Below are 14,526 nucleotides of genomic sequence, written 5' to 3'. Positions count from 1 at the left end.
TTCAGGATAACTCCACGCTTGGACCGGACTCGGGCTGTTGGGCTTCTTTCTGCTGTTGGCGCCGATACTCTCCCCGGAGCTCCCGAAGAAGTCGACGCTTTCGCATAGCCGGCGACAGGATGAGCAAAGAAAGCACCACAAGGGTGAGACCGTAAGCCGCCCAGACATAGGGGCCGTGTCCATCCATGGCCAGCGCCGCAGAAACACTATCGAAGTACATCAGACAGCGTCTCCCACTAATCGTTGCACCCAACCGGTACGACGCTCCCGTCGCAATATCTCCACACGCATGTTCGCCAACAATGCGCAGGTGAAGAGCAGGTAAAAAGACACGATGCAAAGCAACAGCGGATACAACATGCTCGGGTCAATGGTGCTTTCTCCGGAAAACTTGATGGATGCCGGCTGGTGCAGGCTGTACCACCAGTCCACGGACTTGTAGATGATCGGAATATTCACAGTCCCCACCAGCGCAAGGATAGCGCAGGCTCTCGATGCTGCAGCCTTGTTGTCATAGGCCTCATAAAGCGCCATGACTCCGAGATAGAGAAACAGCAAAATAAGCATGGAGGTAATTCTCGCATCCCATACCCACCATGTGCCCCAGGTAGGCTTGCCCCAGATAGATCCGGTCACCAGGGCGACAAAGGTCAGAGCGGCACCCACAGGGGCTGCGGCGAGCATCGCGATATCGGCCATTTTCATCTTCCAGATCAGGCTGATCGCACCGGCAATGGCCATCACATAATAGCCCGCCAGGGCCACCACCGAGGCGGGCACATGAATATAGATAATGCGATAACTGTTGCCCTGACGAAAATCAGGCGCGGTGTACAGCAGCCCCCAGATCACACCGATACTCAGCGCAAGAAGCCCGATGGGCAGAAGCCAGCGCAGGATCGTGCCGGCGATGCCATACAGCCAGGGGGGGGACCCCAATTTATGAAAGAACGTCCACATCAGCGAATTATACTCGGGGCACATAGGGAGAACAAAGTGAGAGACTCCCTTGACAATAAATCATTCGCGCCCATCGCTCATGCATCGGCAGAGATCCTCAGCGCTGCCGCAATCGCTGCGGGGCCCAGAGCCAGTGCCAGAGAAAACATGGCGCCGAGGAGGGCCAGATACGGCGCAAAGGGCAAGCCATCCACCGCTGCGCGCACCGCGCCCGCGCCAAAAATCAGCACCGGCATGTAAAAAGGCGTCACCAGGAACGCGACGAGCATACCCCCCCGTCGCAATCCTACGGTAAGCGCCGCACCAATAGCGCCGAGTACACTCATTACGCCCGATCCCAAGGCCAGCGAAGCCATGAGTACTCCCACGCCCGCCGAGGGCAAGCCGAGCATCAGCGCAAACAGTGGTGATAACAGCGCAAGCAACAGGCCGCTAATAAGCCAGTGCACCAGCAGATAAGGCATCACAAGGAAGTACAGCGGCTGCTCTGCGATGAGCAGTTGGTCGAGGGAACCATCATCGTAATCTCCCTGAAACAGTGTTTCGGCGCCCAGCATGTTCGCCAGGAGTGCCACGATCCAGAGAATGCCCCCGGCGAAGAGCGACAGGGTATCCGGCGCAGGCCCGAGACCCAGGGGAAAGAGCACAATAACAATGGCAAAAAACAATGCCGGATTGAGCAGCTGCACCGGACGGCGCAGTGCCAGAGTGAGCTGTCGGCGCAGCAGGGCACTGTAGACCCTCCGCGCGCTGGACCCGCTCATAGCGCCGCTCCACTGGAGAGCTCTAACACCTGTGCATTTACATCGGCATTCAGAGCCTGATGGGAACTCAGCAGCACCGCCCCGCCCCGGGCCGCATGCTCAAGAAATCGATGCTGGAGGCGAGCGACACCGGCAACATCGATAGCGGTGAAAGGCTCATCCAGCAACCACAGGGGTTTGTCGCTCAGGTAGAGACGGGCAAGATCAACCCGGCGCTGCTGTCCCGCAGAAAGCTGCGCCGCCGGCACATCCTCGTAACCGTAGAGGCCTACCTCCGCAAGGGCGGTGTCAATGACCGTATCGTTGAGAAAGGACTCCCCGGACGGGTGCCAGTGCAGGTTTTCCCGGGGTGATAAAAGCCCCTTCACTGCGCTTTGGTGCCCCAAATACAGACAGCTCCCCTCGCGCAGCACCTCACCCTCAAAGCCATAGCGCGACAAGCCGGCGAGGATGCGCAGCAGCGTCGTCTTTCCCGCGCCGTTCTCACCCCGCAGATGCACGATATCCCCCGCAGAGAGGGTGAAAGAAAAACCCGTGAAGAGGTCGCGTCCGCCCCGCTCTATTCCAAGGTCCCGCGCCTCCAGAAGTATCCCTGCGCTCATGCGCTAGAGATTCACCGCATTGATACGAGCTGCGGGAGACGCTGTGTCTACCGATATCTCTGGCTCCGCCGCATTGAGGCGGGCAAAGTTAAAAAGATCACGATCCGCCAGTTGCGACGGCGACACATTGCCGATGGCCTTGAATATAGTTTCCGTGCGGCCGGGATATTGTCGTTCCCAGTCCACCAGCATCTTTTTTACCGCCTGGCGCTGCAGATTGTCCTGAGAACCACAGAGATTACAGGGAATAATCGGGAACGCCATTTCCTCGGCGTAGCGCGCAAGATCCGATTCCTTACAGTAGGCCATGGGGCGAATGACCACGTTTTTCCCATCGTCGGACAACAGCTTGGGGGGCATGGCTTTAAGCTTTCCGCCAAAGAACATGTTGAGAAACAGGGTTTCAACAATATCGTCCCGATGATGCCCCAGGGCGATGCGGGTAGCGCCGATACTCTCCGCAAAGCCGTAAAGCGTTCCCCGCCGCAGGCGGGAGCAAAGTCCACAGGTGGTTTTGCCTTCCGGTATCACGGACTTCACCACACTGTAGGTGTCTTTTTCGAGGATGTGATATTCAATGTTTTGCTTATCGAGGTAGGCCGGAAGTATCTCCGGGGGGTAACCCGGCTGCTTCTGATCCATGTGCACCGCGATGAGCTCAAAACTCACCGGCGCGCTGCGCTGCAGGTTTTGCAGGATATCCAGCATGGCGTAGGAATCTTTACCTCCGGAGAGGCACACCATAATCCGCTCGCCGTCGCGAATCATGTCGAAATCGACGACCGCCTGACCCACCTGTCGTCGCAGGCGTTTGTGCAGCTTATTGAACTCGGTTCTGGAACGTCGTGGATCGCGGCTCATCGCGACAAAAACCCGTAGTGAAACACGCGCGCATGGTACTCGGCCGGTGTTGGCGAGGTCCAGCAGTGCTTCAGCACGCAACTTGTCTTTTGGGGGCTTAATGTTGACAATGCGCGGCATATTTTCACCCCCTTCCCGACACCAGAGGTTAGTCATGAAAGCACCTGTTCGCGTCACAGTTACCGGCGCCGCCGGCCAGATCGGCTATGCACTTCTTTTCCGTATCGCCTCGGGCGCTATGCTGGGGGACGACCAGCCGGTGGTCCTGCATCTTCTGGACATTACCCCCGCCATGGATGCTCTCGAAGGGGTGCGCATGGAACTGGATGACTGCGCCTTCCCGCTCCTGGCCGGAATCGTGTGCACGGATGATCCCAATGTGGGCTTTAAAGACAGCGATTACGCCCTGCTCGTCGGCGCCCGTCCCCGGGGCCCGGGCATGGAGCGCAAGGACCTGCTGGAAGCTAACGCGGCTATATTCTCTGTGCAGGGCAAAGCCATCAATGATCACGCGAGCCGCGATATCCGCGTTTTAGTTGTGGGCAACCCCGCCAATACCAATGCTTTGATCACCCAGCGCAACGCGCCGGACATCGATCCCCGCAACTTTACGGCGATGATGCGTCTGGACCATAACCGCGCAAAGACCCAGATTGCACAGAAGCTGGATGCGCCTGTTACCGCGGTGAGCACCATGACTGTATGGGGCAATCACTCCGCAACACAATACCCCGACCTGCACCACACTACGGTCGACGGTAAGGTTGCGGTGGAGTCCGTAGATCAGCAGTGGTACGAAAAAGAATTCATCCCGACCGTGCAGCAGCGTGGCGCCGCTATCATCAAGGCCCGGGGCGCCTCCTCCGCCGCTTCTGCGGCAAATGCCGCCATCGATCACATGCGCGACTGGGCCCTGGGCACAGCCGATGGCGACTGGGTTTCCATGGGCGTTTACTCCGACGGCTCCTACGGCATTGCCGAAGGCCTGATTTATTCCTTCCCCTGCCGCTGTAGCGGTGGCGACTGGAGCATCGTGCAAGGCCTTGAAATCAACGAGTTCAGCCGCGGACGCATGGAGGCGACAGAGCAGGAGCTTACGGAAGAGCGCGATGCCGTAGCGGACCTCCTGCCCTGATCGCGCAATCCTCTCAGCCATGACCCCGGCCGCCAGCCAGCGGGCCTACCATCACGGTAATCTGCGCGCCGAGTTACTTGCAGAAGCCGCCGAGCAGCTTCGCCACACGCCCGCAGAACAACTGAGTCTGCGAGCGGTGGCTCGCTCCCTTGGCGTATCGCAAACTGCCCCCTACCGTCACTTCAGTGGTAAGGAAGCGCTCCTCGCCGCGATTGCAACGCGCGGATACCGGGAGTTGCTGGCATTGCTGGGGGCGGCGAGGAGCGCCGGCAGTGAAAGCGCTGCGAAACAGCTTCGACTGGTGGCCCGGGCCTATGTAGATTTTGCGGCCAGCCAGGAACAGATTTTCAAGTTGATGTTCGGCCCTTTGGTGCAACCCAGTGATGACTATCCGGAGTTGCGGGCCGTCAGCCGGGAGACCCTCCTGCTGGTACAGTCGATTCTGCAGTACGGCATGGAAAACGGCGAGTTCGAGAAACAGGACGCCCTTTATCTCGCCAATGCCTCATGGGCGGGTATTCATGGCGTAGCAACGCTGCGCGTCGACACCCCGGGTCTCTTCAGCAAACACGTTAATCTGCTGCGACAAATCGATGTTTCGGTGAATGCCTTTATCAACGGCATTCGTCGACGGGATCACCAGAACTAGGCGTCCCTCAGCACCTCCGCCGGCGCGACAGATACCACCCGCCGGCAATTCCACAGACCCAGACCGCCAATAAGAACAGCCGCGCCTACCAGCGTGGGCAGCCACAGTGCCGGCGTTGGCGTATACGGCAGCTCCAACACGAAGCGTTGCAGCGCCCAGAATGCACCCTCGGCCGCCACGATAGCCAACAGCCCGGCCATCACTCCCAGCGTAATAAACTCGATGGCGACAGCACCAAGGATGTGCGAGCGCCCGGCCCCCAGTGCCCGGAGTAAGGCGCTCTCGCGCAATCGTGAATCCGCAGTGGCTTGAACTCCGGCAATCAACACCAAGACGCCCGCGAGGAGCACCAGCCCCAACACCAGCTCTATTGCGGTGGAAACCTGTGCGAGGGTACTGCGAAGTTGCGCCATGATCGCGTCAATCTCCAGGACGGTTGCTGTGGGATGCTGTCGTAGCAAATCATTCAAGAGCGGCTTCTGCTCCGGAGGCAGATAAAAACTGGTCATGTAGGTCACGGGGTAATCCTCGAGAAGCCCCGGGGGAAACACCAGAAAAAAGTTCGGCTTGAAGGACTCCCAGTCCAGTGTCCGGAGGCTGGTCACGGTAACGCTTAGCTCGGCCGCCCCGATGCGAAGATCGATCGCGTCGCCCACCGCCATGCCATAGCGCTCTGCAAACTCGGCTTCCAGCGATACCGCCGCAGTCTCCCCGGGCTCCCACCAGCGTCCTTCGAGAATCTCGTTGCCGTCGGGCAGCGCCGCGGACCAGGTGAAATTCGCCTCCCGCTGGGAGGGGCCATCTTCCTCTTCAGGCTCGATGGGTAGCGGCTCTCCCGCGATACCCATGAGGCGCCCCCGGAGCATGGGATAGAGCTTCTCTCTTTTAACCTCACGGTCATCAAGAAGCGTACTCACGGACCCCAGTTCCTCGGGAGCCAGATTCAGCAAAAAATGATTGGGAGCTCCCTCGGGAACCTGCTGCTGCCAGCCCTCAAGGAGCGAGGTGCGCAGCAGACCCAGGAGTAAGAGGAGCATTATCGCAACAGCAAAAACGACAAGCTGGAGGGCGTTACCCAGACCATGGCGCTGGAGACTCGCCAGGGCCAGGCGCCAGACACTCCCTGCCTGCATCCCCAGCACCCGACCACCCCGCAAAAGCGACAGCGCCACCAGGCCGCCGATCACAATCACCGCCAGTAGCCCTGCCAAAACAATAAGAGTGAGCTGCAGGTCGGCGCTGTACCACCACATCAGCAGCACCACTGCGAACAGGCCGAGCAAGTAATCCCGGGGCTCGCGACTGTCGTGAAGGGGCATGTCACTGCGCAGCACGCGCAGGGGACTGATGGCTGTGAGCCTGCCAAGGGACGGCCATGCGAAAACAACGACGCACACCAGGGCGGTGACCGCACCGATGAAATACGGCCGCGGCTGAAACAGGGAAGGCACAACCGTGAGTTGCTCGGCAAAGGACTCAAGAGCAATGACCTGGAGTACCCAGGCGAGCAACCACCCGAGCAATAACGAAATCAACCAGGTCAGCGCCAAGGTCGCCGCATAAAGGCTTTTGACACGGGGGGAATCCGCCCCAAGGCTTTTAAGAAGCGCAACGTAGTTCTGATGCCGTTCAGCATAGCGCCGCGCGGCCAGCCCCACCGCCACGCTGGCAAGAATGACCGCCAAACTTCCCGCCAGAAGTAAAAAGCGCTCGGCCCGGGCCAGCGCCCTGCCTACGGCAGGCTGGGAGGACTCCACGTTTTGCAGACGCTGCCCCGGGGCCACTGCATTCTCCAGCCATTGCCCGAAAGCCGCGGCGTCATCGGCCTCTCCCGCGAAGAGCTGTCGGTAGCTGACCCGACTCCCGGGCTGAACCACCTGCGTGGCGGGAATGTCGCGCGTGTTTAGCATCACCCGGGGACCGACGCCGAGGAACCCACCGGCCCGATCCGGTTCTCCGCGAATCGCTGCAGCGACGCGAAAGTCAGCCTCACCAATGCCCACCGTGTCGCCAATATCCAGATCCAGCAGCGCGAACAGTCGAGGCTCTATCCACACCGAACCCGGTGGCGGCGCTCCACGATGCTCCCGCAGTTCGCCATAGGGTGAGTCACTCAATCTCAGTGCTCCGCGGAGTGGGTAGTCGTCACTCACGGCTTTCACCGAGGCGAGTACCATGCCCTCCTCCCCGGCGAAAATCATGGATCGGAAACTCAGGGTCTCTGCGGACGTCATACCGCGCCCTGCGGCCTCCTCGAGCCAGACGACAGGCAGTGGCCTGGCATCTCTCACCACCAGGTCGGCGGCCAAAAAGCTATGGCTCTCCTGACGCAGCGCCGACTTTAATGAGGAGGCAAATCCACTAATCCCCGAGACCATGGTCACCGCGAGCACAAGAGCACCCAAAAGAACGCCCAACTCACCGCCCCGCCAGTCGCGGACCAGCATGCGCAAAAGAAGGGTCATATCAGGCAGTCTCTACTTCGGCAAGCTCGCCGCTATCCATTTGCAGCTGCCGGGCGCAGCGCTTTGCCAGTTGCAGATCGTGGGTTACCAGTACCAGGGTCGTACCCTCCTCCCGGTTCAATCCAAATAAAAGGTCGGTAATGCGCTCGCCGGTCGCTCTGTCAAGATTACCTGTAGGCTCGTCGGCAAACAGAATGCGGGGAGAGCCGGCAAAGGCCCGGGCGATAGCAACGCGCTGCTGTTCTCCACCGGATAACTGCCGGGGGTAGTGATCACGCCGCTCCGCCAGTCCCACGCGCTCCAGATACTCCGCCGCCCGCTCGCCTGCGCTGCCATCGCCCTGCAACTCCAAAGGCAGCATGACGTTTTCCAGTGCGGTCAATGCGGGGAGCAGCTGAAACGACTGAAACACAAAACCGACGTCGCGGCCCCGCAGGGCGGCCCGGCCATCTTCGCTGAGAGCCTGAAGGTCCGTGCCATCGATACGCACGTGGCCGTCTGAGGCGGTATCGAGGCCCGCGAGCAAACCCAGGAGCGTCGATTTACCCGAGCCCGAAGCGCCAATGATCGCCACGCTCTCTCCCGACTTGATTTCAAGGTTAATCCCTTTCAGTATCGCAAGCTCCCCGTCTGCCATGGGTACCCGCTTGCCGAGATTTTCTGCAGTAATCATTTGTGCTCCTATGTTGCACGCTTTACGCGTAGGCCTGCTGCTTGGATTGACGCTGCTCCTCCAAAGCCTGCCCGCCAGCGCCCATAGCGCCGAGGAAGATCGCCCCCGTGTGCTCGTGGTCGGCGATAGTATCAGTGCCGCCTATGGCATGTCCCTGGAACAGGGCTGGGCCGCTCTTCTGGAGGTTCAGCTGCGGGAACGCTGGCCCAATACCCGAGTGGTCAATGCGAGCATCAGCGGTGATACGTCAGCAGGCGGCGCCCGTCGTCTTCCAAATCTGCTGGAGGAGCACACTCCGGATCTGGTGATCATCGAGCTGGGGGGCAATGACGGGCTTCGCGGATACCCCACGCAAAAACTCGAGGCGAACCTCACTTTCATGGCTGAAGCAGCGTCGGCAGCGGGAGCTAGGGTACTGATTCTGCCCATGGAAATTCCGCCCAACTACGGCCCCCGCTATACCCGATCCTTCCGGAAGAGCTTCGAACGGGCCGCAACGGACACCGGCGCCACCCTCGGACCTTTTTTACTGGACGGCATCGCCACGGAAGACCAGCTTATGCAGCAGGATGGCATTCACCCCACGGTGGAAGCACAGCCGCTCATCACTGACATCCTCCAGCCGGTCATAGAAACACTTCTCGCCCGGCGCGACGCCTCATGACCCAGCGGGAACAGTCGGCTCTCCAGGCCCGCCTCTACAAGATTATCTTTGGCACTGATACGCCCTCGGGGAAGTGGTTCGACCTGATCCTGATCTTTGCCATACTCATTAGCGTGAGCGTGATCATCGTGGATTCCTTTGCGGATGTTCATCGGGAGTACGGCGAATTGCTCCAGCGCATTGAATGGGGTTTTACCTTCCTGTTTACCGCTGAATACTTTCTGCGCATCTGGATCGCACGAAACCGCCGCGCCTACCTGTTCAGCGTCTACGGCATTATCGACCTCCTCGCGATCCTGCCCAGCTATCTCGCCATTCTCGTGCCCCAGACCGCCCCTCTACTTATCATCCGCCTTCTACGCGTGCTACGGGTTTTTCGTGTCCTGCGACTGGTGGGCTACCTCCACGAGGCCAACCAGATTGCCGGGGTGATGCGTAATTCCTGGCGACAGATCTTCGTGTTTTTCTCCATTGTCATCACCATCATTGTGGTCTTTGGATGCCTCATCTATGTACTAGAGGGCCCCAACAACGGCTTCGACAACATCCCGGTGAGCGTCTACTGGGCCATCGTGACAGTAACCACTGTCGGCTACGGCGATGTGGTACCCGTCACCGCCGCCGGGCGCGCGATATCCTCCCTGGCGATGCTTGTGGGCTACGCGATTATCGCTGTGCCCACGGGCATTTTCACGGCAAACATTATCGAGAAACGCCACACACATCGTACGCCACTCAACTGCCCACAATGCTCCCGGGCAGGCCACGAGGATGATGCCCGCTACTGTCGTCATTGCGGAAGCTCTTTGCGAACGGACAGCGAAGACTAGATTCAAGCCGAGCCAGCTTTTCAGGAGCGGCTTTGGGTACCGAGGAAACGGGCTTTGGATCTCGCGCAGAAGACTGCAGATTCATCTATCGCCGTGACGAGCCATAATATATTCGCCAAGCAAGCGGAATTCGGTCTGCCTCGGCGTTTTCTTTCGCCACATCAGGCCAATGTCGCGTTTTACCGAGGCGTCGGCAAAAGGCGTCACTCTCACGTCGGGGGTCGCCAGCGCCCCTGCGGTTACTGCCATGCCCGGGACCAACGTCACGCCAATACCACTGGCCACCATCTGCACCACGGTCGTCAGGCTGGTTGCCTGGTACGGCACGGTGTACTCACTGCCACGCAGCTTACAGGCCTCCAGGGCATGGTCCCGGAGACAGTGGCCATCCTCAAGGAGCAGGAGCTCCTGACCCTGCAGGTTTTCCGTGTCGAGATCATTTCTGGCGGCGAGAGGATGATCGAGGGGCGATGCGAGGAAAAACGGGTCGTCAAAGAGGTGCATGCTCTCTACCCCTTCCGCCTGCACCGGTAAGGCAAGGAGGAGTAAATCCAACTCGCCCCGGTGCAAGCCGTCGACAAGAGGCTCCGTCAAATCTTCCCGAATAAAGGGGGTGAACTCGGGGTGATCGCTGCGCAGGGATTTCAGCAGGCCAGGGAGCAGAAACGGTGCGATGGTAGGAATGACACCCAAGCGCAGGCGCCCGCTCAGGGGCTCCGCGGAGGCCTGGCAAAGGGCGACCAGGTCCTCCACATCCAGAAGCAGTCCACGGGCACGCTCCACCACCTCCTCCCCCAGTCCGGTGAGCACCAGGCTGCGATTGTTACGTTCCAGCAACGATGCTCCCAGCACCTCCTCGAGCTCCAGGATGCCTGCGCTGAGTGTCGACTGAGAAACGTGGCAGGCCTTCGCGGCACGGCCAAAGTGGCCGTGCTCTACAACGGAGCACAGATAGCGAAGCTGTTTGATGGTCGGGTGTCTGCTCATGGTGATCATTTCGCCTCGAAGATAGAAAAGATAGCAGAGTTACAGAAAAATGGATGCCCGTCGCAGGACCAGGGCACCCCAATACCGCTATACTTACCGCCATGGATCTCATCGTTTTTGACCTCGACGGCACGCTGCTCAACAAGTCCTCGAAGATAACCGCGTATACGCAGGAAACACTCCGGCGTTTAACGGCAGAGGGAATTGCCTACACGGTGGCGACGGGTCGTGCACTTCATGGCGCCATCGACATTCTCGACGGGCACGGCTTTCTACTGCCGCAGATTTACAAAAACGGCGTAATGATATGGAACCCCGATCTCGACAGTTACAGCACGAGCCACCTGTTGACGCTTGACGAGATCGGCCACGTTGCGGAAGCTTTCCTGGAAAAAGACGTCACTCCCTTCTTCTTCACCCTTGAGCCCGGTAACCGCCACGCCGTCTATCATCCGCCGGTGCGCCAGAAAGCCGAGTACAAGCTCATCAGGAGCTTTGAGAAGGAGCGGAACCTGCCGGTACTGCCCATTGCCGATTTACCCGCCGACGCGGACATCACCAACATCAGCGCCATCGGTCCTGACATCGCCATCAATGCCGTGGCTGAAATGGTGGAGACCGAAGAACATCTTGTTGCCTACATGGGCGTCGCCATCGAGGATCGACGGCTGAACTGGATCGACATTCATCATCACTCAGGCAGCAAAGGGGGCGCCGTTACCTTAGTAAAAGAAGAGCTGGGCTTTAAGCGCGTCATCTGTTTCGGAGACAGTGACAACGACCTCAGTATGTTTCAAACCGCAGACGAAGCCTACGCCCCGGAAAATGCCAAGGAGCACATCAAGTCCGCTGCCACCTCGGTTATCGGACACCATGACGCCGATGGCATCGCCCGTTTCCTGCGGGAGCGCTTCGCCCTCTAAGCGTGCGTGACGCCCCGGCACTTTTTCTGCCGGTGCTGCTAGACTTCCAGCCCGGACCGGTCAAACGCGGAGCGCCAAATTATGATCTTGCTTACGGCAGGTGTTTTACTTTTTACGGGAACCCATCTCTTCCTGGGTCTGGCCCCCGGCAAAGTCAGCGCAGCCCGGCTGAACTGGGGAGAAGGCGCGACCAAGGGTTTGATCACCGTCTCCACGCTCGCCGGCATGACTCTCATTGTCCTTGGGTGGCGCGCCAGCGGCAGCGCCTGGGTCTATACAATGCCCTCGAGTGTTCGCGGGTTTGCTTCTGTACTGCTCATCCTCGCGATCTACCTGCTTGTGGTTTCCAACCGTCCGTCGGCCGTTAAGCGCCTGGTCCGTCACCCACAGCTCTCGGGAGTTCTGTTGTGGTCCATCGCCCACCTGCTCCTCAACGGTGACTCCCGATCGATGATTCTCTTCGGCGGCCTGGCACTTTGGTCAATTCTGGAAATCCTGGTCATCAATCATAGAGACGGTTCCCGTGAACCCGCCCCTGCAGCGAGCATCGGTGCGGAGTTAGTCACGGTCGCCATTGCAGCAGTCGTCCTGGCGATTCTCGTCGGGGCCCACCCCTGGCTGGCGGGTGTTCCGGCCGTGGCAGGCTTTTAGACTTTGCCATTAAACGGTGCAAGCGCGATATACTCGCACGCCCTCCATTTTCCCACGCTTCAGGACTCCCCATGGCTGTAAAAACGCCGCTCTCCCGCGACAGCAACCCGCTGTCCGAAGCAGAGGCATTGCGTGAACACATCAACCGGGCCATTGCCACGGAGCCACCGCGGGGTCTGGACGAGAAACTCATCTACCGGTTTTCCAAATTCTGGTTCCGACCCGAGTTTCACAACACGGATCGTATACCGGATCGCCCCTGTCTCTTTATCGGCAACCACGCCCTCTTTGGCCTGGACGGTTTTGTCATCCTTCCCGTGCTTCTTGAAGAATACGGCCGCTTTTTACGTCCCATGGGTGACAAGTTTCTCTTTGCCCAGCCGCGAGTGGCCAACACTCTCCTGCGTCGAGGCGCCACCATGGGCCACCCCGATGTGGCACGGGCCCTCATGGCCCATGATCAGGATATCCTGGTCTTTCCCGGCGGCGCCCACGAGGCGGTGAAGCCCAGCCGCGAGCGCTATCAGTTACAGTGGAAAGAACGTCTTGGATTTATTCGCCTGGCGGCAGAGTTCGGCTACACCATTGTGCCTTTTGGACTGGTGGGACCGGATGAATTTTACGAGTACCTGCTGGACAGTGAGCAAATCGTCAGACTCCTGAAGCAAAGCGGCTTCTGGTCGGACAACATGCGCCGGGACGCCATCCCACCATTGCTTCGCGGTGCTTTCGGAACGCCGCTGCCCCGGCCCCAGGCCAGTTATCTGAGCTTCGGCGAACCCCTGGAACTACCAAAACCCGGCGCACGGCCCGCGGGGATAAAAAAGCTGAGGGCGTGGCGCGCAACGGTGGCAGAGCGCATCGATAACGAGATCGCCGATATGCTTCTGCGGCGCGAGCAGTCACGGCATACCCTGGGCATTCTTCGACGCATCGCCAACGTCTGACGCAGAACCCTTACCGGGGGTTCTCAGCTTGCTAAAACGACGCCGGTTTTACTCCGCCATCACCCGGGCGAGGCGTTCCGGATGGCGCCATCGTGAACCCAACACCCGCCAGAGGTATAAAAGGGCGTTGATGATGAGCATGCTGACGAACACCCACCAGCTTACCAGCGGCTCCAGCTTCCATACTGTTATAACAAACACCTGAACGATCATGGTTAAAACGTGCACAGTCACCGAAGCTATCAACAGCCAGCGTGTATCCCCTGCTCCCCGAAGAACGCCACTGCAGACCAGAATCAGGCCATCGGCCACCGCATAGGTCGCCAGACCCACCATCATCGGCGCACCTACCGCAAGGATTGGCGCAAAGTCGGTACCCGGTGTGGCGAATACACCCAGCAGGGATTCACGCCAGATCACAAACATGAGTCCCATTAGCCCGGAGTAGGTCACCGCGAGCACAAACCCGGAGGCAATAACTTCGTTGGTTTTTGACATATCCCCGGCGCCCACGGTACGACCCACCATACTCATCAGCGCAATGTTCAACCCCATGAGCGGAACAAAAGACAGCATGTCCCAGTTAAACACCATGGCCATGGCGGCCCCCTCGGCAACACCGTAGGACTGGAAAAGCAGCAGAAACACATTAAAGGTTCCAAGGCCAATGAGCACCTCGACACCCGAGGGCAAGCCCAGGCGGAGATAACGCCGCATAATTCCCGGCATATAAACAAAGGATTTACGCACGTGAAAACGACGGGCATGAATGGGGTTGAAGTAGAAAAGCAGATAAATCGCGATGGAAAGCAGGCAGGCCACTACGGTGCCCAGGGCGGCGCCAACAATGCCAAGCTCGGGCAAACCAAAGCGACCAAAGATCAGCACATAGCTCAGGGGGATATTCAGGAACACGCCGATAAGATCGGCGATCATGACCACCCGGGGACGAGCGATACCCGAAAAATAAGACGCCAGCACCGTTTTTATCAGAAAGAAAAAACTCCCCAATATAAACGTCATGAAGTAGGGCTTTTCCAAAGCCACCTGCTCCGGTGCGTGCCCCATCCATTCGAACATTGACAGCATGGGCCATGCCATCAGCAGGAGCAGCGGCATGGCGATAACCGAAAGAATAATGCCCTGGGTCACCACACGGGGACAGCTGCGCATGTCCTTGCGACCGAAATACTGGGCGACCATAGCATTACCATACGCCGCAATACCGTTAAAAAAGCACAGACATACCCAAAAGGACACACCGCCCCCGAGGGAAGCGGCCACGTGCACAGGACTAATACGGGAGAGAAAGAACCGGTCCGCGAAGGCCATTAACGCAAGCGCTCCCTGGGACACCACCATAGGCAGTGCCAACAAGAAGAGCCTGTTTAGCGTTGATCGGGTGAACCACATAG

16 protein-coding genes are annotated in these 14,526 nt (G+C 59.1%); 7 read left to right on the top strand and 9 right to left on the bottom strand.

The features are described from left to right. Nucleotide 1: 1 nt before the first annotated feature. From ccmD to ttcA, 5 genes are all read right to left on the bottom strand, one after another. Nucleotides 2–220 carry a heme exporter protein CcmD gene (gene ccmD, locus ACTG3T_RS01720; RefSeq protein WP_439100538.1) on the bottom strand — a complete coding sequence of 73 codons (219 nt, stop codon included), beginning with the start codon at nucleotides 218–220 and terminating at the stop codon, nucleotides 2–4. Then, a complete protein-coding gene (locus ACTG3T_RS01715; protein WP_439100537.1) occupies nucleotides 220–960 on the bottom strand; it encodes a heme ABC transporter permease in 741 nt (246 codons plus the stop codon). Before ACTG3T_RS01715 ends, ccmD begins: the two co-directional genes overlap by 1 nt. Before the next feature lie 77 nt (nucleotides 961–1,037). Further along, nucleotides 1,038–1,724 carry a heme exporter protein CcmB gene (gene ccmB, locus ACTG3T_RS01710; protein WP_439100536.1) on the bottom strand — a complete coding sequence of 229 codons (687 nt, stop codon included), beginning with the start codon at nucleotides 1,722–1,724 and terminating at the stop codon, nucleotides 1,038–1,040. Beyond that, nucleotides 1,721–2,326 carry a cytochrome c biogenesis heme-transporting ATPase CcmA gene (gene ccmA / locus ACTG3T_RS01705; RefSeq protein ID WP_439100535.1) on the bottom strand — a complete coding sequence of 202 codons (606 nt, stop codon included), beginning with the start codon at nucleotides 2,324–2,326 and terminating at the stop codon, nucleotides 1,721–1,723. Before ccmA ends, ccmB begins: the two co-directional genes overlap by 4 nt. Nucleotides 2,327–2,329: 3 nt before the next feature. After that, the gene (ttcA, locus tag ACTG3T_RS01700; protein WP_439100561.1) at nucleotides 2,330–3,187 is read right to left on the bottom strand and encodes a tRNA 2-thiocytidine(32) synthetase TtcA; all 858 of its coding nucleotides are present in this window, start codon (nucleotides 3,185–3,187) and stop codon (nucleotides 2,330–2,332) included. 154 nt (nucleotides 3,188–3,341) lie between these two features. Here ttcA and ACTG3T_RS01695 point away from each other — a divergent pair, with 154 nt between their 5' ends. Both ACTG3T_RS01695 and ACTG3T_RS01690 read left to right on the top strand, forming a co-directional pair. Further along, nucleotides 3,342–4,322 carry a malate dehydrogenase gene (locus ACTG3T_RS01695; protein ID WP_439100534.1) on the top strand — a complete coding sequence of 327 codons (981 nt, stop codon included), beginning with the start codon at nucleotides 3,342–3,344 and terminating at the stop codon, nucleotides 4,320–4,322. A gap of 19 nt (nucleotides 4,323–4,341) precedes the next feature. Continuing rightward, nucleotides 4,342–4,971: a TetR/AcrR family transcriptional regulator gene (locus ACTG3T_RS01690; protein WP_439100533.1), complete on the top strand. Its 630-nt coding sequence runs from the start codon at nucleotides 4,342–4,344 to the stop codon at nucleotides 4,969–4,971. On the opposite strand, the gene ACTG3T_RS01685 is transcribed toward ACTG3T_RS01690, so the two are convergent. Continuing rightward, nucleotides 4,968–7,436: an ABC transporter permease gene (locus ACTG3T_RS01685; protein ID WP_439100532.1), complete on the bottom strand. Its 2,469-nt coding sequence runs from the start codon at nucleotides 7,434–7,436 to the stop codon at nucleotides 4,968–4,970. The two genes, ACTG3T_RS01690 and ACTG3T_RS01685, sit on opposite strands and share 4 nt — an antisense overlap. A gap of 1 nt (nucleotide 7,437) precedes the next feature. Beyond that, on the bottom strand, nucleotides 7,438–8,109 hold the full coding sequence (locus ACTG3T_RS01680) for an ABC transporter ATP-binding protein (protein WP_439100531.1): 672 nt from the start codon (nucleotides 8,107–8,109) through the stop codon (nucleotides 7,438–7,440). A 10-nt stretch (nucleotides 8,110–8,119) separates the two neighbouring features. Between ACTG3T_RS01680 and ACTG3T_RS01675 the strand changes: the two genes are divergently transcribed. After that, nucleotides 8,120–8,773 carry an arylesterase gene (locus tag ACTG3T_RS01675; RefSeq protein ID WP_439100530.1) on the top strand — a complete coding sequence of 218 codons (654 nt, stop codon included), beginning with the start codon at nucleotides 8,120–8,122 and terminating at the stop codon, nucleotides 8,771–8,773. Continuing rightward, nucleotides 8,770–9,603 (top strand): ion transporter, encoded by an 834-nt coding sequence (locus ACTG3T_RS01670; RefSeq protein ID WP_439100529.1) that lies wholly within the window; start codon nucleotides 8,770–8,772, stop codon nucleotides 9,601–9,603. The genes ACTG3T_RS01675 and ACTG3T_RS01670 overlap by 4 nt, the downstream gene beginning before the upstream one ends. Before the next feature lie 81 nt (nucleotides 9,604–9,684). Here ACTG3T_RS01670 and ACTG3T_RS01665 read toward each other — a convergent pair whose 3' ends face one another. Beyond that, nucleotides 9,685–10,590, bottom strand: a complete 906-nt coding sequence (locus ACTG3T_RS01665; RefSeq protein ID WP_439100528.1) for a hydrogen peroxide-inducible genes activator — start codon at nucleotides 10,588–10,590, stop codon at nucleotides 9,685–9,687. A 53-nt stretch (nucleotides 10,591–10,643) separates the two neighbouring features. Here ACTG3T_RS01665 and ACTG3T_RS01660 point away from each other — a divergent pair, with 53 nt between their 5' ends. The 3 genes from ACTG3T_RS01660 (at nucleotide 10,644) to ACTG3T_RS01650 (ending at nucleotide 13,111) form a co-directional block, all read left to right on the top strand. Beyond that, nucleotides 10,644–11,513: an HAD-IIB family hydrolase gene (locus ACTG3T_RS01660; protein ID WP_439100527.1), complete on the top strand. Its 870-nt coding sequence runs from the start codon at nucleotides 10,644–10,646 to the stop codon at nucleotides 11,511–11,513. An 81-nt stretch (nucleotides 11,514–11,594) separates the two neighbouring features. Further along, nucleotides 11,595–12,164: an NnrU family protein gene (locus ACTG3T_RS01655; protein ID WP_439100526.1), complete on the top strand. Its 570-nt coding sequence runs from the start codon at nucleotides 11,595–11,597 to the stop codon at nucleotides 12,162–12,164. 71 nt (nucleotides 12,165–12,235) lie between these two features. Further along, nucleotides 12,236–13,111, top strand: coding sequence for a lysophospholipid acyltransferase family protein (locus ACTG3T_RS01650; RefSeq protein WP_439100525.1), 876 nt, complete (start codon nucleotides 12,236–12,238; stop codon nucleotides 13,109–13,111). A 48-nt stretch (nucleotides 13,112–13,159) separates the two neighbouring features. Here ACTG3T_RS01650 and ACTG3T_RS01645 read toward each other — a convergent pair whose 3' ends face one another. Beyond that, the gene (locus ACTG3T_RS01645; protein WP_439100524.1) at nucleotides 13,160–14,524 is read right to left on the bottom strand and encodes an MATE family efflux transporter; all 1,365 of its coding nucleotides are present in this window, start codon (nucleotides 14,522–14,524) and stop codon (nucleotides 13,160–13,162) included. Nucleotides 14,525–14,526 lie beyond the last annotated feature (2 nt).

It is taken from the genome of Congregibacter sp. (assembly GCF_965660375.1).
GTDB lineage: Bacteria > Pseudomonadota > Gammaproteobacteria > Pseudomonadales > Halieaceae > Congregibacter.
The sequence above is the reverse complement of the archived record's forward strand: the minus strand, read 5'-3'. Positions and strand labels throughout refer to the sequence as shown.